Here is a 26,764-nt window from a genome sequence, read left to right as displayed (position 1 = left end):
TTCTGAGGAGGTGTAGTTTAAATCAAGAGAAGCTTATAAATCAACGGGGCTAAAAAAAATGAATATTGATAACGCAATGAATACTAACAAGCCAACTTCTAATTTTTTCGGCAATGTGGGAAAAGTCGCGATGGCTCTGACTCTTCTGGCGGCCGGCATGGCATTTACAAATCCTGGGAGAGACAAATACCTAACTTATGCTTCCGGCGTACTCCAAACCGAGTTGGAAAGCACTGTGTGCAAAGATTCTCGCGTGCCGAAAGCTTTGAGCGGCATTACAGATACTTTGATCGGCAGTTGCAAGAATTTGCTGACTTCGCAGCGGGACACGATAGAAAGCTTGCTCGACAATACAACGCAGCGTCAAAATTTAGGTGTGGTCAGTATTTACACAACTGAATTAGGTAAAAAAAGCTATCAAACGGTTGGAGCTTTTGGTAATTTTGTGACGCTGCCACCTAGTTCTGAAAATACTCAAAATTAGACTCTAATTAAGTTCAATTGTTGAAACCGGGTTTTGTAGAAAGCCCGGTTTTTGCTTACGTAATTCTCTCAGTAAATCTCAATAAATTCGGAGAGCGATAGCACCTATTTTTAATGAGGCCCGCTAATAGAGAGAAAATATTAAGTTTTATTAAATAAGAAAAGTTATTGTCTCACTTAATATTAACATAAACGCTATAGCAATCCTAAATCATTTGTGTAATTCTTGTAGGGGCAAACCCCCCGTGGTTGCCCCATGAAGCCGGGGTAGGCAAAGAAAGGCACTACCCCTACATCTTTTTACGATTCATTTAGGATTGCTATATAAAGTTTGATGTTTAACAAATAAGCAGATGGCAATGCAATTAAGTAAGGGTGAGAGATTTAATATCTCTAAAGAAGCGCCCGGTTTAAAAAAAATGGCGATCGCCCTAGGTTGGCAGGTGACAGGGGCAGGAGAAAGCTACGAGATTGATGTCTCTGCCTTTATGCTAGGTGCTGACGGCAAAATCCCTAACGATAAATATTTTATCTTTTACAATAATCTGCAATCCGGTGACAGTTCGGTACTGCAATTGATTCGGGATAAAAACAACCGAAGTCAAGAGAATAAAACGATTTACGGCGTTATCTTAAAAAGAGTTAATCCTGAAATTGAGGAAATAACTTTTGTTGTCACTATTGACGAAGCAGAAAAAATTAATGCAAATTTTAGCAATATAAAAAATGCTTTTATCAAGATTTACAATTTGGATACAGAAAAAGAACTTGTTCGTTATGAATTAAAAGAGAATTTTTCGCGAGAGACTGCTGTTGAATTTGGTCGCTTGTATAGAAAGAATGGAGAGTGGAGATTTCAAGCGGTAGGAGCAGGATATCAGGCAGGATTGCAGAGTTTTGTGGATAAGTATTGCAGCTAATGTAGTAATAATATTGCTCTAATTCCTCACGAGTTGGCCGCGGTAACTGCCGATGATTTGCAGTTTCCGGCTGGGGAGTTGGAGGTGGAGTCAGAACCGGAAGCGGAACAGTCTCGTCTGGAGGTTTTGGTAAATTTGTTACCTTGTTACCTAGTTCTTAAAATGCTCAAAAGTAGGGTCAAATTAAGTTTAATTGTAGAAACCGGTTTTGGAGAAAGCTAGGTTTTTAATTACGTAATTGTACTTAAGTAAATCTCAATAAATTTCAGATACAGGCAGCACATATTTTTAATCAAGCCCGCTATTAAAAGCAAAATATTAAGTTTTATTGAATAGCAAAAATTATCCGGGGACTTAATATTAACATGAACACTATAAAGTTTGATGTTTAACAAATAAGCAGATGGCAATGCAATTAAGTAAGGGTGAGAGATTTAATCTTTCTAAAGAAGCGCCCGGTTTGAAAAAAATCGCGATCGCCCTCGGTTGGCAGGTGACAGAGGCAGGACAAAGCTACGAGATTGATGTCTCTGCTTTTATGCTAAGTGCTGACGGCAAACTACCTAACGATAAATATTTTATCTTTTACAATAATCTTCAATCCTGTGACGGTTCGGTACTGCAATCGATTCCTGACAAAAACAACCGAGGTCAAGAAAAGAAGACTATTTACGGCGTTATTTTAGAAAAAATTAATGCTGAAATTGAGGAAATAACTTTTGCGGTCACTATTCACGAAGCAGATAAAATCAAGGCAAGTTTTAGCAATATCAAAAAGAGTTTTATCAAAATTACCAATTTGGATACGGGAAGCGAACTGGTTCGCTATGAATTAAAAGAGAATTTTTCGCTAGAGACTGCTGTAGAGTTTGGTCGTTTGTATAGAAAGAATGGAGAGTGGAGATTTCAGGCAGTAGGAGAAGGATATCAAGCCGGATTGCAGAGTTTGGTTGACAAGTATGACAGCGGAAATACCAATAATATTTCTCCAATTACTCACGAGTTGGCAGCGGGAACAGCAGCAGATGATTTGCAGTTACCGGCTTGGGAGTTGGAGGTGGAACCCGAACCGGAAGCGGAACAATCTCGTCAGACTCGAAGGGTACAGCCATCACGAATTAACAATCAAGTTAATAACTCGCGAAGCCGCAAAATACCCGCAGCTTTATTAGCAAGTTTAGGGGTTTTGATGTTGGGGGCAGGTGCAGGGATGAGCGCCTTTATGCGATCGGGAAATGAAACGCTCAAGCAAGCGCAAATACTGGCTGTTGAAACGCAGAATGCAGGGAAAGTGACCGATGTCAATTTGCTCAGAAGTTTCGATAAACGACTTAAAGAAACGATCGCCAATTTAGACAAAATTCCTAACTTCCCTGGCTTTGGGTATCAACAAGCTAGAGCTGATTTGCTGAAACTGCGCCCGAGCTTGGTTCCCGTAGCGCAAAATTTACAGGCCGCAGAAAGTCTAGAAAAAGCTCAACAATTGGCAATGGAAGCTGCTGTGGTTGTGCAAAAACCGCCTCATCCGATGGAAGTTTGGCATCAGTCGCAAAGTAAATGGCAACAGGCGATCGCACTTTTAGAAGCGATCGATTCACGTACACCTGTCTATAATCTAGCTCAAAATAAGTTATCTAATTACCGGACCAATCGCGCTGTTATCAGTCAAAGAGTGGCGATCGCTCAAAAAGCTGCAAATTTTAGCAACCAAGGTTCTTTGAAAGTTCAAAAAGGAGATGTTCCGGGGGCGATCGCCAATTTTACTCAGGCTTTAGCGCTGAATCCGAATATACCTCAAGCTTACCTCGGATTGGGTATTGCTACTGGCCAACAGGGAAACAAGCAGCAGGCAATTTACAATTACGATCGAGCGCTGCAATTTAATCCTAACTTGGCAGAAGCTTATTTCGGTCGCGGTCAAGCATACTATGAATTGGGAAACAAACAAAAGGCGATCGGGGATTACGAACAAGCTATTCGCGTTAATCCTAATTATGGTTTGGCTTATTTGGAACGAGGTGCTATTCGCTGTATGTTGGGAACAAAATCGCAAGCAGTAGCAGATTTTAACCAAGCTGGAGAACTTTTCTCAAAGCAGGGAGACGGCAAGAATTACCAATTAGCCCAAAGCTTTATTAATGATTGTCAAGAACCGATTGCAGAGGCTGCAATCTGCGATTATCGAAGGAAGATAGACTCCTTCGGCCGACCTTGCGGTCGCTCTCTTAATGTTCCGATTATAATTAGAAGAAAATCGGTCATTGATGCCTCAAACTCTGACTCTACTAATATTAAAAGCAATAGCAGCGTTGAAAAAATCTCACCTGCAAATTCTGATAGCAGCGGCACAATAACTCGCAGCAGGCGAAGAAGCAGAAGGTAAACTGCTGTGGCATTAGTTAGTAGACGACAAAATCTGCTGGTAAGCATCGATGGTTTGCTGGGCGATCGCATCCCAGTTATAATGCTTTTTGGCATACTCTTTGCCGTTCAATCCCCGCCGTTGGCGTTCCTGTGGATTCAGAAGTGCAGATTTAATTGAATCGGCGATCGCCCCTACTTCCAAAGGTTCCACCCAACCAGCTTCTGCTTGCTGTATGTCTTCCGCAATATGTATGCGATCGGAAATGGCGACAGGTACACCCGCGGCCATCGCTTCTGCTACAGCAATGCCAAAGTTTTCGTAATAAGAAGGCAAGACAAATAAGTCGGCGTTTGTCAACAGTTCACTTTTTAAATCGCCGCTCACAAAGCCAGTTATTGTTGTGTATTGTGCTAAGATTGAATTCTGAATTTGGACTTTGATTCTTGTTTCATAACCAGCATCTTGGGGATTTGAACCGGCTAAAATAAACTTAAAATTTATTCCCGATGCCAAAATACTTTCTAATGCTGTAATTAGCAAATCAAGCCCTTTTTTAGGTTCAATTCGCGACATAAATAAGATGATTGGCACTTGAGATTCTGGCAATCTCTTAGGAAACAAACCTGCTGTCACCCCCAATGGAATCACCAAATCCCGTGCCACAGGCATCTGGCCTGTGCAGTTCAAACCAAATCTTTCTGAGATTTTAGCTTCTTCTTTACTTGTGAAATGAATGGCGGCCGCCCCTGCTAAATTAGGGCGTTCTAAAACTGCTGCATAAATCTGTTTTAAGCGCTTTTTTTTCTGCAAATCGGCGGGGTCAAGCATACCGCAGGGACGGATAATATACGGTAAGTGGCGATATCTAGCAATTGTGGCAGCAAAGGTAGTTACCGGTGAGAAAAGAGCGTGAATGTGGGCCAGGTCAAATTGTCGCGCATTTTCATTCAACCACTGCAATAACGAGAATGAAAATTTATATCTGCGCCAGGGATAACAGCGGAAATAAATAATCTGATAGCCGTTTTGTTGTATTGGTTGATTTAAGGGGACATCTAAGGGATGTTGACCGATATCTCCGTTAGAATCTGTGGTGATAATTGTGAGCTCAATACCTCGGGAAGCGAGGGCGTCCGAAAGTCCGAGTACCATTTGACTCGGCCCGCCGTAGACGAGGGAAATGGAGGGGATAATTTGGAGAATTCGCATGGTTAGCACTTGGTGTTAGCTGAGGTAGCTGGTTGTGTTATCATAGAAAGAATTGCAAAATTTGCACGTTATACTAATTTAGGCGATCGGAGGCAAGTTATGCTGATTGGATTCAGCGTCGGCAACTACAAATCTTTTAAAGAAACTGTCACCCTTAGCATGGTAGCCTCGTCAATTAATGAGGAAGAAAAAGAGCTTAACGAAAATAATGTATTCCCAATTAATGATAAGTTAAGCTTACTCAAAAATGCTGCTATTTATGGAGCTAATGCAAGCGGCAAAAGCAATCTAATCGCTGCTATTAACTTTATGAAATGGTTTGTACTCAACTCATCCAAAGAAACGCAAGTTTCAGAGGCGATCGATATTGAAGCATTCAGGCTAAGTACGGAGACAGAAAAAGAGCCGTCTTTCTTTGAAATCGTTTTTCTACTTGAAGGCAAAACTTTTAGGTATGGTTTTGAGGTGAACGCGCGGGAAGTTGTTTCTGAGTGGCTATTTCAAGCTGATGACAGTGAAGAAAAAATGCTTTTTGAACGGGATTTTGATAATTATATATTAGATGATTTCCCAGAGGGACAAGGCATTAGCGATAAAACCCGAAGTAATGCTTTATTTCTTTCTGTAGTCGCACAATTTAATGGTAAAATTTCTGGTAAAATATTGCTGTGGTTCAGTAAAAATTTGCAATTGATATCAGGCTTGCAAGATACACAATACCGCAAGGAAACTTTAGAGTCTTTTGAGAACGATCGCCACAGACATGATATTATTGAATTTATCAAGAAATTAGACTTAGGGATTGCTGATATTCAAATCAAAAAGTATATTTCCCAGAAAACCGCTCTGTTCGGTATATATGAAGTAGGCGTGAAAACAGTTCACCGGAAATATGATGCTGATGGGAAACAGACTGCTATAGAATTATTTGATATCGAAACGCACGAATCCGAGGGAACAAACAAACTGTTTGCCTTAGCAGGCCTTCTTCTGGATACTTTAAGGACAGGAAAGATTTTATTAATTGATGAACTTGATGCCAGACTGCATCCACTGATTACTCGCGAATTAATCTGCTTATTCAATTCTAACGAGACTAATCCGCACAACGCACAGCTTATATTCACGACACACGACACAAACTTGCTCAGCAGCAAGACTTTTCGCAAGGATCAAATATGGTTTACCGAAAAGGACAACAAGGGCGCTACGGATTTGTACTCTTTGGTAGAGTATAAACTAGGAAAAGATGCCTCACTTGAGAGCGATTACATTATCGGCAAATATAGCGCTATCCCTTTTATTGGTAATTTCAAAGAACTAATAGGTGAACTTCATGAATAAAAAAAGTTCGTCTAGAAGAACAAATATTGATTACTACAATAGAAAGGTTAAAACTAGAAGATGGTTTTTAATCGTGTGTGAAGGCGAGAAAACTGAACCCAACTATTTTAGAAGTTTCCCGGTAGACACAAAGGTAATTAAGCTGGATATCAAAGGAGAAGGAAAAAATACGAAGAGTTTAGTAGAAAAAGCTATTGAGTTAAAAAACGACTCCGAATCCGACGAAACAGACCGATTTTGGTGTGTGTTCGATCGCGATAAAAACCCTAAAAATCCTAACGACTCGCCAAATTTTAATTCAGCCATAACTATGGCCAGAAATAACGGCATTGACGTAGCTTATTCAAATGATGCTTTTGAATTGTGGTATTTGCTGCACTTCCATTTTTATAATACGGGAATTTCTCGCCAGGATTATCAAAATATGCTAACCAAGTTATTGGGACACGAGTATAAGAAAAACAGCGAGACGATTTATGAGGAACTAAAAGACAAACAGCAGGATGCAATTAAACACGCAAAACGGCTTTTACAGGAATACGAACCCCCCAATCCTGAAACTGACAATCCTTCAACAACAGTACATTTGCTAGTCGAAGAACTTAACAGTTTTATTCCTGATTGATGAGGAATTTTGGCAGTACATACATCTGATAATCAAAAGACCTCAAACACCCGGTTTCTTCCTATATTTCTCCTGACTCGTCGCACAACTCGTAGAAAGGGGGTTTCTAGCCGCCCCATGCGTAAGCCCTGCAACTTTCACTGCAATAACCAGAGTGAAAATTTATATCTGCGCCAGGGATAACAGCGGAAATAAATAATCTGATAGCCGTTTTGTTGTATTGGTTGATTTAAGGGGACATCTAATACCAGTTTCCTAAAATAGTGCTACAGTTAATAGATGCACTATTTGTAAATGAACACTGAAATATAAGGAGGAAAAATGTCAGGAGTCGTTAAGATTGAGATTCAGGAAACAGCAGAAGAACTGAAAGCTCTTCTGGCTCAACAGAAAGATGCTGTGTGCCACGAAAAACTGCAAGCTCTGTATTGGCTCAAAACCAAAATGGCAGATAGCGTATTGTCTGTTGCGGTGCGGCTAGGTAAACATCGTACCACAATCCAAAGATGGTTGTCTAGTTATCGTTCGGGAGGCATCGCAGAATTGTTATATCAAAAACCCCGATCGGGAAGACCAAGAATTATGACAGCAGAAACTGTAGATAGATTATCAAAAGAATTGCTCGATCCCGAAGGATTCAGTAGTTACAAAGAAGTACATAAATGGCTGACAACCTGCTGCGAAGTTCCTGTGGCATATCGGACAGTACATCAATGGACAAAATCTCGTCTCAAAGGAAAATTAAAAGTGCCACGAAGGCGTGAGTGAAAAACAGAAAGCAGGGGCAGTAGAAGAGTTTAAAAAAAACTCCCAGTTCTCATCAAAGCCAGTCTGACACAAAGTGAGAGCTTTTTAAAACAGTGGAAAAAACTGCGCTATTGGAGTCAAGATGAAAGCCGGATGGGTTTGCATACAGTTCAAAGAAGAAAGTTAACTGGTTACGGAGTAAAACCACAAGGAAAAGTGCAATGGGAATTTACTTATTTGTGGCTTTATGGGGCAGTAGAACCGCTAACGGGAGCCAGCTTTTTTTATGAATTTACTCACTTAGACACAGTTTGCTTTGAGAAATTTTTAGAGCTATTTGCCAGTGAGTATCCGGAGGATTTACATATAATTCAACTAGATAATGGAGGATTTCATAACTCTTTAAATCTTAGCATACCAGAAAATGTTATTTTACTGTTTCAACCCGCATACAGTCCGGAAGTAAACCCAATAGAAAGACTGTGGGGATATATAAAAGAACAATTGAAATGGTTGAGATTTGATCAAATAGAAGAGTTGAGAGTGGCGGTGAAAAAAGAGTTAAATAAGTTGACGTTGGAAGTTATTAGTTCTTTGACGGGATGGAAATTTATTTTAGAGGCTCTATATGTAGCAGGACTTTAGGAAATTGGTATAAGGGATGTTGACCGATATCTCCGTTAGAATCTGTGGTGATAATTGTGAGCTCAATACCTCGCGAAGCGAGGGCGTCCGAAAGTCCGAGTACCATTTGACTCGGCCCGCCGTAGACGAGGGAAATGGAGGGGATAATTTGGAGAATTCGCATGGGGGATAGTTCTTTCAATCAAAATATCAACATCTCCCATGACAAATTTAATTATCTGGAAAAGGCTGCCCGTCTAGCTGTTCAGCTTCCTCTCTCTTTGTCGCTGTAATTTGGGTATTGTGAGCCATTGTCTTGGAAAATTCATACATTTCACTGGCTTTGGCTTCCGCAGCTTTCACAATTTCAAGGATTTCCAGGAGTTGGCTTTCATCTGGTAATTGTTTCATGGTAATGCTTCTAATCTCTCAATTACTTGGTCTATCATAATTCTCGCTTCAGGAGCCATACGTAGCAATGCTGCTAAATAATCTCCTGCTTTTTGAACATCTTCATCGGGCACACTAGCCATCAATACATTGCCCACAATGTGCTCTGCTTGTAAGCGAACACCTGATACGCAGAATTGAAAATTACTGATCGAAGAAAAGTATTGCATCAGTATTTCATTTTCTGGAAAAAGAGACATTGCTCTTCTAAGTGCAAAAAGTCCCTGGGTGGCTTGGCGTTCGGTCTCGTGTAGTACCTGGTAGAGTTCGTCAACCAAAGAGCGTAGGTCGGAAGGAATAGACATTTACTACAGCTTTTATTTAACACTTGCATTATACTGCTAAAAGTTACAACAATTCTTTGTAAAATTCCAACAACTGCTCAGCTAAAGCTTGATTGGTATAATTGCTCATCGCTCTCTGATAACCCCGATCGCCCAAATCAGCAGCCAACTGCCGCCGCTGCATCAATTGCTGCAAACACTCGCGCAAAACCCCTGCATTTCCCTCCGGGAATACTAACCCCGCATCGCCGATGACATGGGGAATTTCCCCGCAGTCGGAACCGATAACCGGAATTTTACAGGCCATCGCTTCAATTAAAACGTGACCGAATTGTTCTTTCCAGCCCACAGTGGTCAAAGTTTTGAATTTATAGCTCGTTTGCGAGGGCAATACCAAACAGTTCATTAAGTTAATGTAGGGGGGAATTTCTTCGTGGGAAACGCTTTCTACCCAGATTATTCGGTCGCTGATTCCCCATTCAATACATTTTTCGGCGAGGCGCGTCCGCAATTTTCCTTGTCCTACTAACAGCCACTTCCAAGGGATTTTTTTCAACCCTGCCAAAGCTTCAGCTAAAGTCAACAGTCCTTTTTCTTCTACAAATCGCCCTACAAATCCTACCACAAAATCGGTCGGCTCAATGCCGAACCTGCGCGAGAAATCAGCGTCTTTACCAGTGCGGCGAAACAAAGTTTCATCTACTCCGAGTTGTGGCATTACTTTTACCGCACCTTGATAGCCCCGCTGCCGCAAAATTTTAGCCCCATCTAAGTTGCCTGCAATAATTCCGTCGGTGTGCTGAAGATTGTAATTTTCTAAGACTGAAACAGGCCAATTCAATTGATAAGGCAGATTCCACCAAGTAAATAGTATATTTTTTGCTTTTAATTTGAGCAGTTTATTTAATAAAATTAATTGAGCGCAAGCAAGGGATTTTGAACCTTGTTCAACTTGGATGATCTGGGGTCTAAAGTTTTGCAAAACTTTAATTAAATCAAAACCAAAGGCTAGCAATCCTTGATTGTTTTGACTAAAGTTAGACACGGGGATTACTTTAAAGGAACCCTTTTGATAAAATTCCGTTTCTATAATTTTATTTTGAACCCCTCCGGGTTTCCAACGCTGCGGCACTACAACTGTTACTTCAATATCGGGTTCTAGGTTGGCTAATATCTTGAATTTTTCCCGGTTAATGTCCACAATATAGGTGTGACTGGCAACGAGAATTCTCATTTAGGGGAAGGGGGAAGGAATAGGGAATTATTGAGCGTTAATGTTGTCTTGATGGCTGTAAATTTGTCCATCATTCCACAGAGATTGAATTACTGTATTTATAGCACTGAGAAAACCCAAGATATAAAAAGCAAATCTAGTTATAATTTTAATGGGCGAGTGGCTTTTATAACAAGGCGGATTTCCCAAAACGTGGCAGTCAAAGAGTTTGGCAAAAAATCGCAGGCATTGAAAAGCTGTTAAATTTTTCAATCCCATTAGAAAGTGATTGTGATAAAATGTGATTTGATATTCGATCGATCGCGTGCTGACATCGTGACACCCGCCGCTCTCTTCCCCCAAGTGAACTAAACAGGCATTGGGATCGTACCAAATTTTCATGCCCGTCGATCGCAATCTCAAACAAAAATCCGACTCCTCCCGCACCGCACTCCCTGCAAACCGCTCGTCAAACCTCAGCCCCCATTCAGCAAAAACCTGCCTGCGAAATGACATATTGCAGCCTCTAGCCGAGAGCACCTGCTGCGGTTTTACTGTATGCACCAAATCGATAAAATACCAGGCAATGCCCGCATCCATCGCTTCTGAGGGCAAATATTCGATCGCCAAATCGCCTCCAGAATTATCCAGTTTCATTCTGTCAAAAACCCTGCCCGCCACACATCCCACATCGGGTTTTTCTAAATAATTGCCAGCGTGAGCCGCCAAAAAACCATCTGGCAATTGTACATCATCATCAATAAATAAAATAATCTCTCCAACCGCGCGCCGCACTGCATAATTTCGAGCACCAGGCAAACTCGCCCAATCTACCCGAAACCACCTAATTTTGTCAGCATTTGCCAATTCCTCTAAATAAACTTGAGTTTCCGAGTCGTGGGTGCGAGTTTGATCGATTACCAGCACTTCAAAATTCGGGTAATTTTGCCGAATCGCATCAGCCAATGTCTCTCGCAGAGATTGCTCGCGGTTGTAGGTAGGTATCACAACAGAAATCATCATTTGCAGTTGCCACTTTCATTATTTCTCTACACGCCAAAGCCAGACTTCGCCCGGTGTGTAAATTGGTGTGATTTTATATTTTTGCACTTTTTCTAGTTCAAATTGCAATGCTTCTGTAGCTCGGTAGAGAAATACATCGCTAAAACCGTCAGGAATTTTAACTCGATCGGGTTTTACTGCCAGCAAAAGCTGTACTTGCGGCTTCAGCAGATAGCTAAGAGACAGTATTTTTCCTGTGATGTTATTGCCTCCGTGACTAATTACTAAAGGTTTTTGGGCTTGATTGACAATCGCTGCTACTTGGGGATTGTATTGAGTGCTAGAAGGATACTTGTTCCACCAAAGTTGCGACTGTGAGCTGACGGCACAAGAAACTATTCCACTCGATATTAGGGCTATTAAACCGAGCTGCCACAGCTTTTGTTGTCGGGGATTGGTGGCGGCTGCTGTTTTAGCGGTGAATAGATAGGCAACAGCTATCTGGATTGCTAAAATATAGGGAACCAGATAGCGATCGGCAACTCCTCGCACTGCTATCAATACTATCGCTGTAATTCCGATCGCTGTCAATAGAAACAGCCAAACTCGTTTGGGAGTTGAGCAGCAGAGCGAGTATATTGAATGTGCGATCGCTAACAGCAATACGACCATTACAATCAGTCTGATTAAATCTGTAGCCATATTGCTCGCACCCCATTTGATAATCCCGCCCGCCCAATGCGTGTCGATAAACATTCTGCAGGTGATTATAATTAAAGGTTTAAGTGAAGATATGAAAGACAGGTAAATGTGGGGTAAGCCTACTGTAGCCTCGATTCTTTGCGCGTTATAAAATAATACCCAAATCCAAGGAGCAAAAATAATTATTGCAGCCGATGCAGCTAGTAAATAAGCAATTAATGTTTTGCTAAAACGCCAATTTTCTGTGATAAGTAGATAGATGCCGTGGGCGAATACTACTAAAAAAAATAATAAACTAGAATAGAGTCCGAAAGTCAGGGCGATCGCATAAATAAACCAAACAGCCTTGCTCAATTTAGATGTGGTGGGAGAATTTTGTAGGGCGAGCGCCCGCAGCAGAATTGCATTCGACAGCAAGACGAGGACTGCAAACATCATGTAGGGTCTTGCCTCTTGCGCGTACAAGACGTGAAAGGGTGAAACAGCAACGATTGTAACAGCCATCCATCCCACAGACGCCGAGCGAAATAATTCCCAGCACAGCCAATAAATGCTGGGAAAAACTAACAAACTAATCAAAGCTGAAAGACTTCTGACAGTCCCTACTTGCGGGCCGAACAACTGCACCCAAAATCTGGCTAAAATAAAATACAGCGGCGACAGTTGAGGTTCTTCTGTAGCTAAACCTTTAACAGTATCCAACCAAGTCTTTTCGGAATTTATCTGCTGGTATTTCCGCTGCAAATCTGCGAGGCTAATTGTTTGGCCTTGAAAATCTTGCTGCACCATTTCCGTCCAAGTGTAGCCCGAAATTCGCAGCGAGGTGATAGATTCGTCGAACGAGTAGACTTTGCGATCTAGGTTAGTAAAGCGAAAAAATATCCCCGTTATTAATATGACGACAATTAAAACTTTTAACGAAATTAGATGCAGGCGCCCATTTTGAATTGATTTGCTGTTCATACAATCAGAAATGGGGAAATGAAGAAAGAAGGATTTAGTTATTTAGGACAGAGGGAATAAGCAAGAGGGAATAAAGAATGAGAAATTGGTTTCAATAGCCCCTATATTTATCTAGAGGCTTCTTCCTTCTTCCTTCTTCCTTCTTCCTTCTTCCTTCTTCCTTCTTCCTTCAGATTAATTCCCCATTTCCATCAGATAGCTATGTGTTGCTGAACGGCTAAAACTAAATTTTCAGTCCAGAAATTAGCCAATTCGGCGCTGGCAGCTTCCACCATAACTCGGATTAGGGGTTCAGTGCCAGAAGCGCGCACCAAAACCCGTCCCTGTTCGCCCATTGCTGTTGTAGCACGTTCGATCGCCTTTTGCATTGCCTCGCACTCGTGCCATTTCAGGCGTTTTTCGCGATCGTCCACCCGAATATTTCGCAGCAACTGCGGATAAGTTTGGAAACTGCCACTTACCAATTGTGCCAAAGATTGCCCGGACTGGCGCACCAGCGAAGCCAAATGCAAAGCTGTCAGCAAACCGTCGCCGCTGACACCGTAATGCGGACAAAGAATGTGGCCCGACTGTTCGCCGCCCAACATCGCACCGGTGCGCTGCATTTCAGCGTGAACGTACTGATCTCCCACGTCGGTTCTAGTTAGTTTGCCCCCCAATTCTTCCCAAGCTCGCTCGAAGCCGAGGTTAGCCATTACAGTAGAAATAATTAAATTGGATGGTAACTGTTGGGAGTCGCGCAACTGCCGGCCCCACAGATAAAGAATGTAATCGCCGTCAATCGTTCGACCTTCGTTGTCAACACACAAAACTCGATCGGCATCGCCGTCAAAAGCAAATCCCAAATCGGCATTGTGTTCCAAAACTGCCGCTTGCAAACTGTCTAGATGAGTAGAACCGCAGTTAACATTAATGCGATCGCCATCCGGAGAGTCGTGCAAACAGATCACATCCGCCCCCATTTGCGCGAACACCGCCGGCCCCAAACCCGCGGCCGCCCCCCAAGCCAAATCCAAAACTATCCGCATTCCCTCCAAATTCATCTGTTGCAGCGAATCACAGAGCGAAGTGGCATAATCTTTAACCAACTCAGACCGATGGTAGTGGTGTCCCCAACCCAAGCTAGCAATTGGAACCTTTGCTCCCCGGATTCCCGCTTCGATTTGTTCCTGCAACTGCTGCGACAGCTTCGAGCCGTTTGAGCCGAAAAACTTAATGCCGTTGTCTTCTGGGGGATTGTGAGAAGCCGAAATCATCACTCCGCCGACCGACTCCGAAACGCTTGCCAGATAAGCAACGCAGGGAGTGGGACACAAGCCCAAATTCCAAACTTCTAACCCGGCGGCTGTCAAACCCGCTGACAGTGCCATTGCCAGCATATCGCTGGAATTCCTACTGTCTTGCCCCAAAATCACAGGCCCCTGGTTGGGGGAATGTTGCCGTAAAACTTGTCCAGCCCAGAAGCCCACTTGCAGGGCTAGGGGTGCATTCAGCAATTCTCCAACTTTCCCGCGAATGCCGTCTGTGCCGAAGAGTTTGGTATTTGGCAGGGAGAGGCTATTTCCCAGCAGAATCGTATCCAGTTTGGCTGGCTGTACCGAGTTAACAGCCGGAAACTCGCTGCCACGAGGGCGCGAAGGTGTCTGAACCATATTCACTCCTTTAGGAATATTCACACTCACACTTTGGGTTCATGTTACAACTGAAAGTATTTATTTTCAGCCTAAACTCCATTTATTTCGTCGATCGCTCAAGCAACTTGCTTTGACAACCTACGCACAAAGCTTAACTTCATCGGAAAAATTTGTATTGTACCCAAAGGAAAAACTTTTAGTCCCGGGGGCGCCAACGCCATGAAACCCGGTTTCTTTCTGCCTCCCGGAGTGACGCTGCTGCGGTTTGAGCCGATCAGTAACTGCGGGTATAGAAGGTTAATGCTGTATTGCCGTATACTTTGTGGCGGCAAATTTCTAGGCCGGAAATCGCTTGTGCCGATCGCTCCGGGCTGTGTTCGATCGCGATTTCGCCGTTTGGTGCTAGCATTTCTTGGCTGGCGATCGTGTTTAACACAGGTTCGTACAAGTCGCTGGCGTAGGGCGGATCGAAGTAAATGCGATCGAACTGCTGCCCCGCTAGTGCCGCCAATTTCGCCGTTGCGTTTCCCCGCAGTATTTGGAATGTTTGGGACGAGTCTGCTACTTGCTCCCAGTTTTCGCGGATAATCGCACAAGCTTTCGCCGACTGTTCGATGCCAGTGACACTCGCGGCTTGCCGACACAAAGCTTCTGCACCCATCGAACCGCTGCCGGTACAAATGTCAAGCCATCTGCAATCTGCGATCGTCCCTTGCCAAATATTAAATAAAGCTTCTCTGACTCGCGAAGGTGTAGGGCGAGTTGCGAGTCCCGGCAGGGTTTTTATTTGGCGGTTGCCAGAGATTCTTAAACTCATTTAGGAACAAAAAATAAGAAAGAAGGAATAAGGAATCAGACTGTTAAAAATGTCAAACCCGGTTTCGGCAATCTACCGGGTTTTTCAAGATTCATGCCACCTAAGCGGGTACTTTTTCCCTCACCAGACTGACAAAATTTGACAGCATTTGCAATCCCGTACTCGAAGACTTTTCCGGGTGAAACTGCACGGCCATCAGATTGTCTTTAGCTATTGCCGCCGTCACGTTTTGATTGCCGTGAGTCACCATTGCAGATCGCACTTCCCAATCAACGGGATCGACATAATAAGAATGCACGAAATAAACCCAAGGATCGGACGGTAAATTTTGCCACAGCGGCAAATTCTGCTGAGTAAGTTCCAATTGATTCCATCCCATGTGCGGAATTGTCAAACCCGGTTCCGAGCGAAATCGGCGCACTTTTCCGGCAATAACGCCCAATCCCGGTTCTACACCTTCTTCGGAACTTTCAAACAGAATTTGCAAACCCAAACAAATGCCTAAAAAAGGTTTCCCCGAGGCGATCGCCCTTTTTATCGGTTCTATCAAATTGCGCGATCGTAAATTCTGCATTGCCGGGTCAAACGAACCAACTCCCGGCAAAACCACCGCATCAGCCTGCTCGATTATAGCAGGAGAATCTGTAATTTTTGGCACTGCACCCACATTTTCCAAGCCTTTACAGACCGAGTGCAGATTGCCCATGTCATAGTCCACTACTGCAATGACAGACATTGACTTACTTGCCTTATATTATCAATATCAGTATTATTGCACAAATATGACGGCGAAAATCCTGCTAACCTCATTTGATACTTGGCTTCCCCATCAGAAATCCAACTCTTCGGACGACTTATTAGCCAAGATTTCTCAGATAAAATCTTTGCCTGATTCCCTGACTTTTTTGAGGAAACTGCCAGTAGATTTTCAGCTAGCACCTAATTTAGCGATCGCCAAAATCAACCAACTCCAACCCGATACTATTATCTGCTGCGGCATGGCTGAAAGTCGGCAAAAATTAACCGTAGAATCCTGCGCTTGCTGCGAGAGCGACATTCTGAAAACAGCAGTTAATCTCGAACCGCTAGTCGCTGATTTAGCTGCAACAGAAATCAGTCACGAAGCAGGAAAATTTGTTTGCGAAGCCCTATATTATGCGGTTTTAAAACATATTTGCGATTCTCAAATCGCCGCTCAATGTATTTTCGTCCACGTACCAATTTTAACTGATGAAAATCTTAACCAGATTGTCGCCGATTTTTTATTAGTTATGCGACGCCTAACTCTCGCAAGTAATAAATAGGTCGCTGGAATTCAACTTAAAAATGTGTTTAGTATTCAGAAACCCGGACTTTTAAAGAAACCGGGTTTCTCAGTGTTAGTTTTTTTTACTAACAACTGCCAATTGCCAAGTCTTTAGCCGCCGTAATTCCAACCCGTGCTTTCTAGCAGCAACGGATTGCCTTCTCGGTGGACGCCGGCCGCCAAAACTTCTCCCACATAAACCGTGTGATCCCCGTGTTCCACAGCACCGACAACTTTGCACTCGACGTAACCCAGAGAATCCGAGATAATCGGACAACCAGTTTCCGCGCCAGGATAAAATTCTACATCCTCAAATTTATTGCCAACGCGGCGCTGCTGCTTAAAGAATTTCTGGGCTAACTCTTTTTGCCCTGCTTCTAGGAAACTCAAAGCAAAGACACCGCTGGCTTTGATCATGCCGTGGGATTTGGAGTCTTGTTTGACGCAGTTGACAACTAAGGGAGGGGTAAAGGAAGATTGCATCACCCAGCTAGCGGTGAAACCGTTGACTTCCTCCCCGTCTTTTACACCGCAGATGTACAATCCATGAGGGATTTTCCGCAAAATGGTCTTTTTAGCTTGTTCGTCTAGCACGGGCTTACCTGTTCGATCGATAATTCTACACAGCCCAGTTTACCAATGTCGCGCCCCCAAACCCAACTGTCTTAAGGGCTATTCGCTAATATTGACTTTTTCCATCCCAAAATAGACACCAGTTTTAAGTGAAAATTAACAACTTACAACTATTATGAAACTCCATACTTTTTAAACCAATCTTGCATCCGTTTCCAAGCATCCTTAGCTTCTTTTTCCCGGTAACTGGGGCGATAGTCGGCGTTAAAAGCGTGCGGCGCATCTGGATAAAGCACAATTTCCGAACCACTGCTGCCAGTTTTGAGAACTTCCTGCATTTTCTCAACTGTATCGTTGGGAATTGACTGGTCTTTGCCTCCGTAAAGCCCCAATACAGGCACTTTCAAACTGGCTGCAATGTCGATCGGCTGTTTGGGAGTTAAATCCGTAGAATTGCCAACCACACGCCCGTACCAAGCCACTCCTGCTTTGACTTTCGGGTTGTGAGAAGAGTACAGCCAAACAATTCTGCCACCCCAGCAAAATCCTGTAATTCCCAACTTATTAGTATTGCCTTTTCCTGACTTTTGTGCCCACTCTACGGTAGCATCTAAATCAGACATAACTTGAGCGTCAGGAACTTTCGAGACAACTTTACTAATAATTTCTTGAACCTCGGTGAGTTTAGAAACATCACCTTGACGGGCAAACATTTCCGGGGCGATCGCTAAATAACCTAATTTGGCCAAACGGCGGCAAATATCTTGAAGGTGCGCGTGAACTCCGAAGATTTCTTGAATTACTAAAATTACTGGAAAATTGCTGCCGCTGGCTGGCATTGCTCTGTATGCTGGAATTGAGCCGTCTTTGACGGGAATTTTTACCTCACCTGCAACTAAACCAGCAGCATCCGTATTGATAACGGCAGCCGCAATAGGATGAACTGCTAAGGTAAATCCGGCGCTTAATGCGGTGACAATGATAAATTGTCTGCGAGTTAAATCAGTCATGGGGATTTTAGATTTTAGATTTTAGATTTTAGATTGGGGAATTGAGAATTGGGAATTGGTAATTGGTTATTTCATAATTGCTCCTTCTTCCCTCTTCCTTCTTGCATCGGACTGACATCCGTTACATCCGTTACATCCGTTACACAATCCGTTGCCGAACTTCCTTCGATGCTCGGAAAAGCCGATCGTGCTCTGGATGGTACAAGCGCGATCGTCCTTCTGCTGATTTTCCCAACGCCGGACTAATCACATACATTGTCGTTCTGATCAAATTATTTTCGCGCGTAGCAACGGCCATTTTGTCAAGGGGAACTAGCACAATTTTTTCATCCGGCCAGCCCAACCGATAACAAATCGCTACAGGCAAATCCGATGGGTAATATTCCATCAATTTAGCTTGAGCCTGTTCGACATGGCGGGCGCTCAAATACAGGCACAAACTCGCTTGATGAGCCGCTAAACTCGCCAATTCTTCGCGTTCTGGTACTTCTGTTCTGCCGCTAATTCGCGTCAAAATAATTGTCTGCACAACTCCCGGAACTGTCAACTCAATTTTAAGTTTAGCTGCGGCAAGTTGGAAAGCGCTAATTCCCGGGATTACCTCAAAAGCAATTCCCTCCGAGGCCAAAGCTTGCATTTGTTCGCCGACAGCCCCGTAGAGACAGGGATCACCCGAATGGAGACGGACGACGCTTTTCCCGCCGCGCACTCGCTCCACCATCAAAGGTACAATCTCTTCGAGGGTCTTATCCGCAGTTTGGATCACTTCAGCATCCGCGCGCACACCCTGCAAAATTTGCTCTGGAACTAGCGAATCAGCAAATAATATGACATCGGCCGCAGCCAGTAATTTTTGAGCCTTAACAGTCAACAAATCCGGGTCTCCCGGGCCTGCACCTACAATGTATACCCCTGGAATTAGGGCTTCAATCTCTGTCAAACTCATTGCTGCTAAAAAATTTGCTAAATTTACGGACGTTTCCGGATGTACCTATTTTGGTTGGAAGTAAGAGATGGTAGATGCACCCTGGTTTTGAACCCTAGAGACTAACCTCTCTGGGGTTTTTTATTGATCCTCTGGGGATTTATGAGTGATATGTGCCCGATCGTTATTGGGGGAGACAACATCGGGTAAAGGTCGATCGAGCAAATAAAGCCAAGCTAACCCACCCAAGCCTAAAACAATCCCAGTCAAGCTTACCATTTGTGCCGTCCGCAGCGGCCCCAACATCAAACTATCAGTCCGCAACCCTTCAATCCAGACTCGACCGGAACTGTAAGCTGCGATATAAACCAAAAATAAAGCACCAGTTTTTAAGCGAATTTTGCCCTGCAAATCTCGGAAAAATAAAGTCAGAAGCAACCCAAATACTGTCAAATTCCACAGAGATTCGTAGAGAAATGTGGGGTGGAAGTATTCAAAATTAGCGTAGGCGGGCGGGCGGCTGTTTGGCGGAATATAGAGTTTCCAAGGCAAATCCGTAGGACTGCCAAAAGCTTCCGAGTTAAAGAAATTTCCCCAGCGTCCGATCGCCTGACCGAGAATTGCCGAGGGCGCGATTAAATCTGCCAATTGCCAAAAAGAAACTCGCTGGATTTTCGCAAAAATTAAAGCTGCGATCGTGCCGCCCAAAATCGCCCCGTGAATGGCAATTCCGCCTTTCCAAATCGCAATAATATCTTCAGGCCTCTGGGCGTATTGCTGCCACTCGAAAGCCACGTAATAAATTCGAGCACAGGGAATAGCGCCCAGAACCAGCCAAATTGCCAAATCACCCAATAATTCCGGGTTGACGCGGCGTTTTTGGGCCAAGTATTGGGACAGACTGACCCCAATCAAGACGGCAGAAGCTATCAACAGCCCGTACCAGCGAATGGCTACGGGGCCGAGTTGAAAGATAATTGGGCCCGGCGATGTAAATTGAAACGCTAAGGGCAGCGCAAGAATATTTAGCACCATAAAAGTTGCATTAATTGTGATGGAAAGCTGTCAAATTTGCATACCCTTTAACAAACTCCAGAGTTTATTTTAGGTGGCTGCGGTCATTTACACGCAATATTTGGGGAATTTTACCAAAAATTAACTGGATTCTTGATTGTGCAGATTTCTGTTTTGAGTTTTCTTTGTGAGTCCACAATAAGAGCCCCCTAACCCCCCTTTTTAAAGGGGGGAACCGGATTATTCTTAAAGTCTCCCTGATTAAGGGGGATTTAGGGCGATCGAGATTCCGCCTTCTGCATAAGTACCTTCAGGAGGATTAACGGCAGCTTTGGTCGAGAAGTTTTAAGATAGAGGGTGGCTTTAAATTTTCTAATGACTTATGTCTCCTACTTCCGTTTCTCAGGTGTACTCTTCTGGTAATTCCAGGGGCGCGAATCAGTCTCGCAAGACTGCTGCTTTGGCTGTTGAGTCGGGTAAAATTCCGCCCTTGCTGGGGGCGAGTTTAGCTGAGTTAACGGAGTGGGTGCAGCAGCAGGGACAACCGGCTTATCGGGGAAAGCAGTTGTACCAGTGGATTTATGAGAAAGGTGCGCGATCGATCTCTGATATTTCTGTATTCTCGAAACAGTGGCGCGAGACTGTTGCTAAAATTCCGATCGGGCGATCGACCATTCACTATCGATCGGTCGCACCAGACGCCACCGTAAAATATCTCTTAAAATTGGCAGACGGTCAAATCATTGAAACAGTCGGCATTCCTACCGATAAACGGCTGACTGTGTGCGTCTCAGCCCAAGTTGGCTGCGCGATGGGCTGCGACTTTTGCGCTACTGGGAAAGGCGGTTTCAAGCGCAATTTAGAAAAACACGAAATCGTCGATCAAGTCTTGACAGTACAGCAAGATTTCGGCCGCCGAGTCAGCCACATCGTATTTATGGGCATGGGCGAACCCCTGCTGAATTTCGATAATGTTGTAGCTGCTGTCAAGTGTTTGAATCAAGACGTAGGGATTGGACAGCGAAACATCACCATTTCCACAGTAGGAATTCGCAATCGCATCAGCCAACTAGCCGAACATCAACTGCAAGTTACCCTCGCCGTCAGCCTCCACGCTTCCAATCAAAGATTGCGCGAAGAGTTAATTCCTAGCGCCCGCCCTTATCCTTTGGGTGAGTTAATCGCAGAATGTCGGGAATATGTGCGCTCGACGGGGCGCAGATTAAGTTTTGAATACGTGCTTTTAGCAGGTGTGAATGACTTGCCGGAACACGCAGCCGAGTTAGCAACTCACTTGCGCGGTTTTCAGTGTCACGTCAATTTGATTCCTTACAATCCGATTCAGGAAGCTGAATATAAGCGACCGACTCCCAATCGAATTAACAGTTTTGTATCGGTTTTGAAGGAAAAGAAAATTGCAGTTAGCGTCCGGTATTCTCGCGGGTTAGAGGCAGATGCAGCCTGCGGACAATTGCGGGCATCCGAGGTTTAGGATGGGATTTTAACCGCTAAAATTTGTTGTAGGGTGCGTTAGACCTGAGATGTTGCACCATTCTCAATTAGCCTTTTGCGGGCGGGCAGGATGCCCACCATACAAGAAAACTCCATCTTTGTGGAACAGGCATCTTGCCTGTTCTTGAGAATGGTGCAAGATGTGAGTTAGACCGCGTTATTTTATCAATCATCGATAAACTACTTTGTGACGCACCATACTAAACTCTTTAAGCTGTTCTGCCTTTAAATTGTCGGTCAAAAAAAAATCAAAGTCTTGTGGGGTGGGCGTCTCGCCCGCCCTGAATATACAATTTAAATGTGCGACAGCTTACAAGCGTTTAACAAGTATCCACCGCAACTCTAACGGCGGTGTTTGTTGCACAGAAAATAAATCGCGCCCGCTAGCCCAACTCACAAACCAAGGTGTCGGCGGCCACGCAGAATCAGGCAAATGTTTTGGTTCGTATTCAATCACAGATTCATCAGAAATAATTTCTAACGGCAAACCCTCTATTGCGGCTTGCAATTCTTCTCTGGTAATCAGATAAGACCAACACAATTCAGACATTTGTTTTGCCATCTCGTCGGGTTCGTACCCCTCTACAGCTAAGAAAGCACTGAATAATATAAACCCGCCGCTTAAAACAGCATCTGACATTTTGCCGAGGAAAAGACGAATTTGTTCGGGGTAGCGGAAATGAGAGAGAACTTCGGTAGCAATGGCTAATTTGTACCGATAAGTTTTCATCCTCAATAATGGGTCTAAAACGTCGCCTTGGGTGACATTTATCGGCAAGTTTTCGGCGGTTGCTGCAACTGATAGTTTTTCGGCAAATATCGGTGTTAGTTCGATCGCATCTACGGGATGACCTAACCTTGCTAAAGGCAGACTATTGCGCCCTGGGCCCGCACCAACATCTAAAATAGGTGCTTTTCCCGGTTCGCCTAAGTCGGCGGCAATGGCGATGACTTTGGCATCGGGATGGCTGCCGAATAAAGGTTCGGGGCGAATATCCGGCCAGCTATGATATTTCTGGGCCATCGATTCGACTTGAATCTTGGTATTCAGAGTAATGCCGCCGGCTAAACCGGTTTGGGAATTGGCGGGAAAGTATGAGACTATTAAATTAGCGTGGGGAGAATTTTTGAATCCTTCTGCTAAGGCGTTGGCAATTAATGTTCGCAAGTTTTCGGCTTGGGCAGCGTCGATGTTTTGTCCGAGAATGTTTAAGAAGTCGGACAGTAATTTAAGATAGTCGTCTAGCATCGATGGCAAGCAAGGGAGATAGAATTCTCCCTTGATGCCGATGTTCTTTTTGAGCCTTTCTTTGAGAATTAATTTCAGGCGATTCGAGTCTGTCAGCGGCGGGCTTGTTGCGGGTGATTCGCTGAGGGGCAATTGGGGGATAGATGCGGCACTGGTGAGGTTTTTAGTCACAATAGTTTCGATTAGATTCGGCAATAAGTGCGATCGCACCGAGCATAATCTTGTGCTCTTGCACCTGAATTCTCGCGTGCAGCGTTTCTGCGGTATCATCAGGCAATACCGGCACCGCAGCCTGCATTAAAATCGGCCCGCTGTCTACTTCTAAACGGGCGATATGCACCGTACATCCGGTGATTTTAACCTTAGCGGCCAGTGCTTGCTCGACGGCGCGAATTCCTGGGAAACTCGGCAGTAAGCTGGGGTGAATGTTAATTACTCGATCGGGAAAAGCATCAAACAAAACTTTGGTAACAATTCGCATCCAACCCGCCATCACTACCCATTCTACATCATATTCTTGAAAAGTTTTGACAATTTTTGTATCTAATTCTTCGCGACTTTTGCAGTCGCGGTGATTGAGAAGAATTGAGGGAATGCCGTATTTTTCGGCTCTGGCTGCCGCTTTGGCTTCGGGGTTGTTGTAAATTAATACTGGGATTTGAGCGTTGAGCTGTTGGTTTTGGATGGCTTGGGCAATTACCTCGAAGTTGCTGCCGCTTCCTGATGCTAAAACTCCTAATTTTAAGGGAGGATGGGCCGGAGCGATCCTCTTCGAGGGCTTCGCTAACGCACTTTTGCCAATCTCAGGAGAAATCAGGCAGGCATTGGAATTAACAGATACTGGATTAGCGGTCATAAAGATAAAAACTATTCACTCGTCTTCTACAATACAGGTAAAGGGTAAGGTGTGCTTCGGCGCACTCTACATGGAGATATTGCGTAAGTCGTAAGTATATTATTTTTTCCGCTGACCTACTGCTTCACTCCTATTCTACAATATTCTCAAAAAACTCTTCCCTGAGAATCGAATAAATTTTTAGATCCCAATATCTGTCTTTCACAAATAGGTGCTGTCGCAATATCCCTTCCCTTTGCATCCCCACTTTTTCCATCACCCGAGCCGAAGCAATATTGTTAACTTCACATCGAGCCATAATTCGATTCAGCGACATCTCCCGAAAGCCAAATTCAATAACTGCATTAACAGCCTCGCTCATGTATCCTTCTCCCCAATATCTCCTAGAAAGTGCGTAGCCAATTTCCGCGCGGCTGTGTGTCATGCTCCATTCCACAAATCCGCAAGTCCCGATAAACTTTTTCTCGGCTTTGTGGACGAGACCCCAATCTACAAGCTCTCGTCTTTTGTACATTTTTGTAAGGGACTGGAGAAAGTATTTAGTGTCTTCGATGGAGGTGTGAGTGGACCACATTGTGTATTGTGATACTTCGGGGTTTGAGGCATACTCAAACATATCGTTGGCATCGTTTAAAGTTATTTTTCGGAGCAGGAGCCTTTCAGTCTCTATAGTGGGTAAATGGGCTAATATATCGAGAAGATTCATTTTAAAATTGACCTATATTGTGATACCATTTAAAACTAAAAGCTAAAAATTACAAGCCAATGGTTCCGATTAAATTTGGGCGTTTTAACTGGTTGGACAATGAATCGATCGCAGCTTGGACTTTTCTGACCCCGGCTTTGCTGTTTTTGGGTACTTTTTTGATTTGGCCGATCGCCTATTTATTTTACCTCAGCTTTACCAGCGGCAGCTTTACCCAGTCGGGAGTGCGTTTGATTGGCTTCAACAACTACTGGCGCCTATTCACTAACCCGGATTTTTGGCAAGTTCTCCAAAACACGATCTATTTTACTACTGCTACAGTCATTCCCTGTTTAGTAATTCCTTTGGCTTTGGCAGTTTTGCTAAATCGCTCGTTTGCTTGGCGAGGAGCTCTCCGCACCGCTTATTTTATTCCTTCGATTACCTCTCTAGTTGCCGTTGGCTTGGGTTGGCGGTGGTTGTTTCAAACCGAAGGCCCGGTGAATAATGCGCTAATGGCGATCGGCTTAAATCAAATTCCTTGGCTTAGCAGCACAGTGTGGGCAATGCCAGTGATAATTCTGCTCAGTGTTTGGAAACAATTAGGCTTTAATATGGTAGTATTTTTAGCAGGATTGCAAGCAATTCCGGTAAATCGTTACGAAGCCGCAGAATTGGATGGAGCTAATGCTTGGCAGCAATTTTTGTACATCACTTTACCCGGTTTGCGGCCGACTTTAGTATTTGCTACTGTCACTACTGCTATTTTTACCCTGCGAAGTTTCGAGCAAGTTTACGTCATCACCGGCGGCGGCCCTTTGAACTCTACTAATTTGCTAGTTTATTATATTTACGAGCAAGCTTTTTCGCAATTTGATTTTGGCTATGCAGCCGCAGCAGCAACTTTCCTGATGGCTGTAGCTTTGATATTAGTTTATGTTCAGCTTCGAGTTTGGGGCGAAGATGCTTGATATCACATCCGGTAGCATCCTTCGTGTATGGGCTGGTTTACGGGATTGTTTGTTTTAGGCAATTATTATTGGTAAAGCCCGCCCATACGATCGCGCAAATTATACAATTAACCATCCCCAAGGGTAGGGAATCGCCCTTATTTAATTCTGATGTCACCGAAAACACTTCAAAAAAGCCTGCAAAGTCGAGTACCTCGACATCATCGAACATTAAAATAGCTACCTTCCTAGTTGCCATAAGACATATAAGCTGTTACGCATTTAAATTGAAAATTCGGGACAGGCTAGAAGCCCGTCCCACAAGAGTTTTATGGATTTTTGACACACAGTTTAAATGTAAAACAGCTTAGCAATCCTCCCATCATTTGTGAATTTGTTACTCCCTCCCCGAACTCGCGCGGAGGGTTGGGGTGGGGTAAAAATCTTTACGACTCCTGCAAGGATTGCTATACTTCTGATAGAGACCAAAAATATTGGCGATTTGTTATCGTAGAACTGGTATAATTTAAATCATTAAAGCTATGCCGAAAAATATTCGCCATCGCGCCCTGAAACTCTGTGTTTTGTGTCTGGCTTGTGCCTTAGCAATTGCTGTTGCGCCAATTTTTACGCCCGCTCAATCCACAAGTCAATTAGAATTTCGTATTACTCAATTAGAACGTCAAATTTCTGAACTCAGAGGACAAATCTACAGTTTGCAGAATCAAGGTTCTAGAGTTAACCGGCCTCAGTCTGCTTCCCCTTCAGGTTCTGATCGCAAAAATCCTAGAACGCAGTCGGGAGACCCAATGTTTGACAATTTAGCAACTTTGGCAATTGAAACTAAGCAAGATGTTATTAAAATTCAAGAGCGCTTGTCAAAGCTAGAAGCGTCGAGAAATCGGTAGAGAAGGAAGAAGGAAGGCACGACACGGATTTGGACACGGATACACGGATTAATTATTGAGCAAAAGTCGGGATTCAGGAGTCAGGAGTCAGAAGGAAGAGGGAAAAAGTCAGTAGTCATTCGTTAGAAGAATGAAGTCATATTCTCCCCTACTCACAACTCCAAACTCTTCCCCTCTCCCTCTCTGCCATTCTCCGACGTTGAGGTCGAGAACAGCAGGGTCTGCTAAAACTTAACTTGCAGAACTATTCAATGATATGGAAATAAAAGGCTGCAACCACAAAATTGATGGCTAACAACAACAGAAACCAGCCTGCGCGAAATGTGTAAGGGAATTTGCCCGTTTTCATCACGGAGTCGGATTTTAATTGGTTCTTCGCTATCTCTGGCATAGG

At 43.8% G+C, this 26,764-nt stretch carries 29 protein-coding genes; 11 read left to right on the top strand and 18 right to left on the bottom strand.

What is annotated here, in order from left to right:
- Positions 1-58: 58 nt before the first annotated feature.
- From QUB14_RS01405 to QUB14_RS01395, 3 genes are all read left to right on the top strand, one after another.
- Positions 59-484: a DUF4359 domain-containing protein gene (locus QUB14_RS01405; protein WP_333214358.1), complete on the top strand. Its 426-nt coding sequence runs from the start codon at positions 59-61 to the stop codon at positions 482-484.
- A gap of 352 nt (positions 485-836) precedes the next feature.
- The gene (locus tag QUB14_RS01400) at positions 837-1,403 is read left to right on the top strand and encodes a TerD family protein (RefSeq protein WP_190738642.1); all 567 of its coding nucleotides are present in this window, start codon (positions 837-839) and stop codon (positions 1,401-1,403) included.
- 409 nt (positions 1,404-1,812) lie between these two features.
- Positions 1,813-3,786 (top strand): TerD family protein, encoded by a 1,974-nt coding sequence (locus QUB14_RS01395; RefSeq protein WP_333214352.1) that lies wholly within the window; start codon positions 1,813-1,815, stop codon positions 3,784-3,786.
- A gap of 12 nt (positions 3,787-3,798) precedes the next feature.
- Here QUB14_RS01395 and hpsP read toward each other — a convergent pair whose 3' ends face one another.
- A complete protein-coding gene (gene hpsP, locus QUB14_RS01390) occupies positions 3,799-4,977 on the bottom strand; it encodes a hormogonium polysaccharide biosynthesis glycosyltransferase HpsP (RefSeq protein WP_333214350.1) in 1,179 nt (392 codons plus the stop codon).
- A gap of 12 nt (positions 4,978-4,989) precedes the next feature.
- On the opposite strand from hpsP, the gene QUB14_RS01385 reads away from it, so the two are divergent.
- The 4 genes from QUB14_RS01385 to QUB14_RS01370 all read left to right on the top strand — a co-directional run bounded on the left by QUB14_RS01385 (position 4,990) and on the right by QUB14_RS01370 (position 8,338).
- On the top strand, positions 4,990-6,321 hold the full coding sequence (locus tag QUB14_RS01385) for an ATP-binding protein (protein ID WP_333214348.1): 1,332 nt from the start codon (positions 4,990-4,992) through the stop codon (positions 6,319-6,321).
- Positions 6,314-6,946: an RloB family protein gene (locus tag QUB14_RS01380; protein ID WP_333214346.1), complete on the top strand. Its 633-nt coding sequence runs from the start codon at positions 6,314-6,316 to the stop codon at positions 6,944-6,946. The genes QUB14_RS01385 and QUB14_RS01380 overlap by 8 nt, the downstream gene beginning before the upstream one ends.
- Before the next feature lie 321 nt (positions 6,947-7,267).
- Entirely contained in the window at positions 7,268-7,714 is a 447-nt protein-coding gene (locus tag QUB14_RS01375; RefSeq protein ID WP_333214344.1) for a helix-turn-helix domain-containing protein, read from the top strand.
- 51 nt (positions 7,715-7,765) lie between these two features.
- Entirely contained in the window at positions 7,766-8,338 is a 573-nt protein-coding gene (locus tag QUB14_RS01370; RefSeq protein ID WP_333214476.1) for an IS630 family transposase, read from the top strand.
- Here the strand turns inward: QUB14_RS01370 and QUB14_RS01365 are convergent.
- The 9 genes from QUB14_RS01365 to hisH form a co-directional block, all read right to left on the bottom strand.
- Positions 8,304-8,501: a hypothetical protein gene (locus QUB14_RS01365; protein WP_333214342.1), complete on the bottom strand. Its 198-nt coding sequence runs from the start codon at positions 8,499-8,501 to the stop codon at positions 8,304-8,306. The genes QUB14_RS01370 and QUB14_RS01365 overlap by 35 nt on opposite strands.
- A 47-nt stretch (positions 8,502-8,548) precedes the next feature.
- Entirely contained in the window at positions 8,549-8,728 is a 180-nt protein-coding gene (locus QUB14_RS01360) for a hypothetical protein (protein ID WP_190738631.1), read from the bottom strand.
- Positions 8,725-9,072 carry a hypothetical protein gene (locus QUB14_RS01355; protein WP_006635155.1) on the bottom strand — a complete coding sequence of 116 codons (348 nt, stop codon included), beginning with the start codon at positions 9,070-9,072 and terminating at the stop codon, positions 8,725-8,727. Before QUB14_RS01355 ends, QUB14_RS01360 begins: the two co-directional genes overlap by 4 nt.
- Before the next feature lie 43 nt (positions 9,073-9,115).
- A complete protein-coding gene (gene hpsO, locus QUB14_RS01350; RefSeq protein WP_333214339.1) occupies positions 9,116-10,285 on the bottom strand; it encodes a hormogonium polysaccharide biosynthesis glycosyltransferase HpsO in 1,170 nt (389 codons plus the stop codon).
- A 27-nt stretch (positions 10,286-10,312) separates the two neighbouring features.
- The gene (hpsN, locus tag QUB14_RS01345) at positions 10,313-11,287 is read right to left on the bottom strand and encodes a hormogonium polysaccharide biosynthesis glycosyltransferase HpsN (protein WP_333214337.1); all 975 of its coding nucleotides are present in this window, start codon (positions 11,285-11,287) and stop codon (positions 10,313-10,315) included.
- A gap of 18 nt (positions 11,288-11,305) precedes the next feature.
- Positions 11,306-12,931: a glycosyltransferase family 39 protein gene (locus tag QUB14_RS01340; RefSeq protein WP_333214335.1), complete on the bottom strand. Its 1,626-nt coding sequence runs from the start codon at positions 12,929-12,931 to the stop codon at positions 11,306-11,308.
- 191 nt (positions 12,932-13,122) lie between these two features.
- Positions 13,123-14,583: a phosphoglucosamine mutase gene (gene glmM, locus QUB14_RS01335; protein WP_333214474.1), complete on the bottom strand. Its 1,461-nt coding sequence runs from the start codon at positions 14,581-14,583 to the stop codon at positions 13,123-13,125.
- Between the two features lie 256 nt (positions 14,584-14,839).
- Positions 14,840-15,382 carry a 16S rRNA (guanine(966)-N(2))-methyltransferase RsmD gene (gene rsmD, locus QUB14_RS01330; RefSeq protein WP_333214333.1) on the bottom strand — a complete coding sequence of 181 codons (543 nt, stop codon included), beginning with the start codon at positions 15,380-15,382 and terminating at the stop codon, positions 14,840-14,842.
- Positions 15,383-15,482: 100 nt separating this feature from the next.
- Positions 15,483-16,118 carry an imidazole glycerol phosphate synthase subunit HisH gene (gene hisH, locus QUB14_RS01325; protein WP_333214331.1) on the bottom strand — a complete coding sequence of 212 codons (636 nt, stop codon included), beginning with the start codon at positions 16,116-16,118 and terminating at the stop codon, positions 15,483-15,485.
- A gap of 46 nt (positions 16,119-16,164) precedes the next feature.
- On the opposite strand from hisH, the gene QUB14_RS01320 reads away from it, so the two are divergent.
- Positions 16,165-16,686: a pyroglutamyl-peptidase I family protein gene (locus tag QUB14_RS01320; protein ID WP_333214472.1), complete on the top strand. Its 522-nt coding sequence runs from the start codon at positions 16,165-16,167 to the stop codon at positions 16,684-16,686.
- A gap of 113 nt (positions 16,687-16,799) precedes the next feature.
- Here the strand turns inward: QUB14_RS01320 and QUB14_RS01315 are convergent, their stop codons facing one another.
- The 4 genes from QUB14_RS01315 to lgt all read right to left on the bottom strand — a co-directional run bounded on the left by QUB14_RS01315 (position 16,800) and on the right by lgt (position 20,231).
- Positions 16,800-17,282 (bottom strand): flavin reductase family protein, encoded by a 483-nt coding sequence (locus tag QUB14_RS01315; RefSeq protein WP_006635163.1) that lies wholly within the window; start codon positions 17,280-17,282, stop codon positions 16,800-16,802.
- Between the two features lie 152 nt (positions 17,283-17,434).
- Complete coding sequence (locus QUB14_RS01310; RefSeq protein ID WP_333214327.1) at positions 17,435-18,271, bottom strand: dienelactone hydrolase family protein; 837 nt, start codon at positions 18,269-18,271, stop codon at positions 17,435-17,437.
- 139 nt (positions 18,272-18,410) lie between these two features.
- Positions 18,411-19,217, bottom strand: a complete 807-nt coding sequence (gene cobM / locus QUB14_RS01305; RefSeq protein WP_333214325.1) for a precorrin-4 C(11)-methyltransferase — start codon at positions 19,215-19,217, stop codon at positions 18,411-18,413.
- Between the two features lie 120 nt (positions 19,218-19,337).
- A complete protein-coding gene (gene lgt / locus QUB14_RS01300; RefSeq protein ID WP_333214323.1) occupies positions 19,338-20,231 on the bottom strand; it encodes a prolipoprotein diacylglyceryl transferase in 894 nt (297 codons plus the stop codon).
- Positions 20,232-20,592: 361 nt separating this feature from the next.
- On the opposite strand from lgt, the gene rlmN reads away from it, so the two are divergent.
- On the top strand, positions 20,593-21,702 hold the full coding sequence (gene rlmN, locus QUB14_RS01295; protein WP_333214321.1) for a 23S rRNA (adenine(2503)-C(2))-methyltransferase RlmN: 1,110 nt from the start codon (positions 20,593-20,595) through the stop codon (positions 21,700-21,702).
- A gap of 330 nt (positions 21,703-22,032) precedes the next feature.
- On the opposite strand, the gene QUB14_RS01290 is transcribed toward rlmN, so the two are convergent.
- The 3 genes from QUB14_RS01290 to QUB14_RS01280 form a co-directional block, all read right to left on the bottom strand.
- Positions 22,033-23,142 carry a class I SAM-dependent methyltransferase gene (locus tag QUB14_RS01290; RefSeq protein WP_333214319.1) on the bottom strand — a complete coding sequence of 370 codons (1,110 nt, stop codon included), beginning with the start codon at positions 23,140-23,142 and terminating at the stop codon, positions 22,033-22,035.
- A complete protein-coding gene (purN, locus tag QUB14_RS01285; RefSeq protein ID WP_333214317.1) occupies positions 23,135-23,827 on the bottom strand; it encodes a phosphoribosylglycinamide formyltransferase in 693 nt (230 codons plus the stop codon). Before purN ends, QUB14_RS01290 begins: the two co-directional genes overlap by 8 nt.
- A 130-nt stretch (positions 23,828-23,957) precedes the next feature.
- Positions 23,958-24,533: a GNAT family protein gene (locus tag QUB14_RS01280; RefSeq protein WP_333214315.1), complete on the bottom strand. Its 576-nt coding sequence runs from the start codon at positions 24,531-24,533 to the stop codon at positions 23,958-23,960.
- 59 nt (positions 24,534-24,592) lie between these two features.
- On the opposite strand from QUB14_RS01280, the gene QUB14_RS01275 reads away from it, so the two are divergent.
- Positions 24,593-25,483: a sugar ABC transporter permease gene (locus QUB14_RS01275; RefSeq protein ID WP_333214313.1), complete on the top strand. Its 891-nt coding sequence runs from the start codon at positions 24,593-24,595 to the stop codon at positions 25,481-25,483.
- Positions 25,484-26,004: 521 nt separating this feature from the next.
- Positions 26,005-26,370 (top strand): hypothetical protein, encoded by a 366-nt coding sequence (locus QUB14_RS01270; protein WP_333214311.1) that lies wholly within the window; start codon positions 26,005-26,007, stop codon positions 26,368-26,370.
- 244 nt (positions 26,371-26,614) lie between these two features.
- On the opposite strand, the gene psaX is transcribed toward QUB14_RS01270, so the two are convergent.
- Positions 26,615-26,719: a photosystem I protein PsaX gene (psaX, locus tag QUB14_RS01265; protein WP_333214470.1), complete on the bottom strand. Its 105-nt coding sequence runs from the start codon at positions 26,717-26,719 to the stop codon at positions 26,615-26,617.
- Positions 26,720-26,764: the final 45 nt, after the last annotated feature.

The organism is Microcoleus sp. B3-D2 (assembly GCF_036705345.1).
In the GTDB taxonomy this organism is placed as follows: domain Bacteria; phylum Cyanobacteriota; class Cyanobacteriia; order Cyanobacteriales; family Microcoleaceae; genus Microcoleus.
This window is presented reverse-complemented; position numbering and strand designations above follow the sequence as displayed.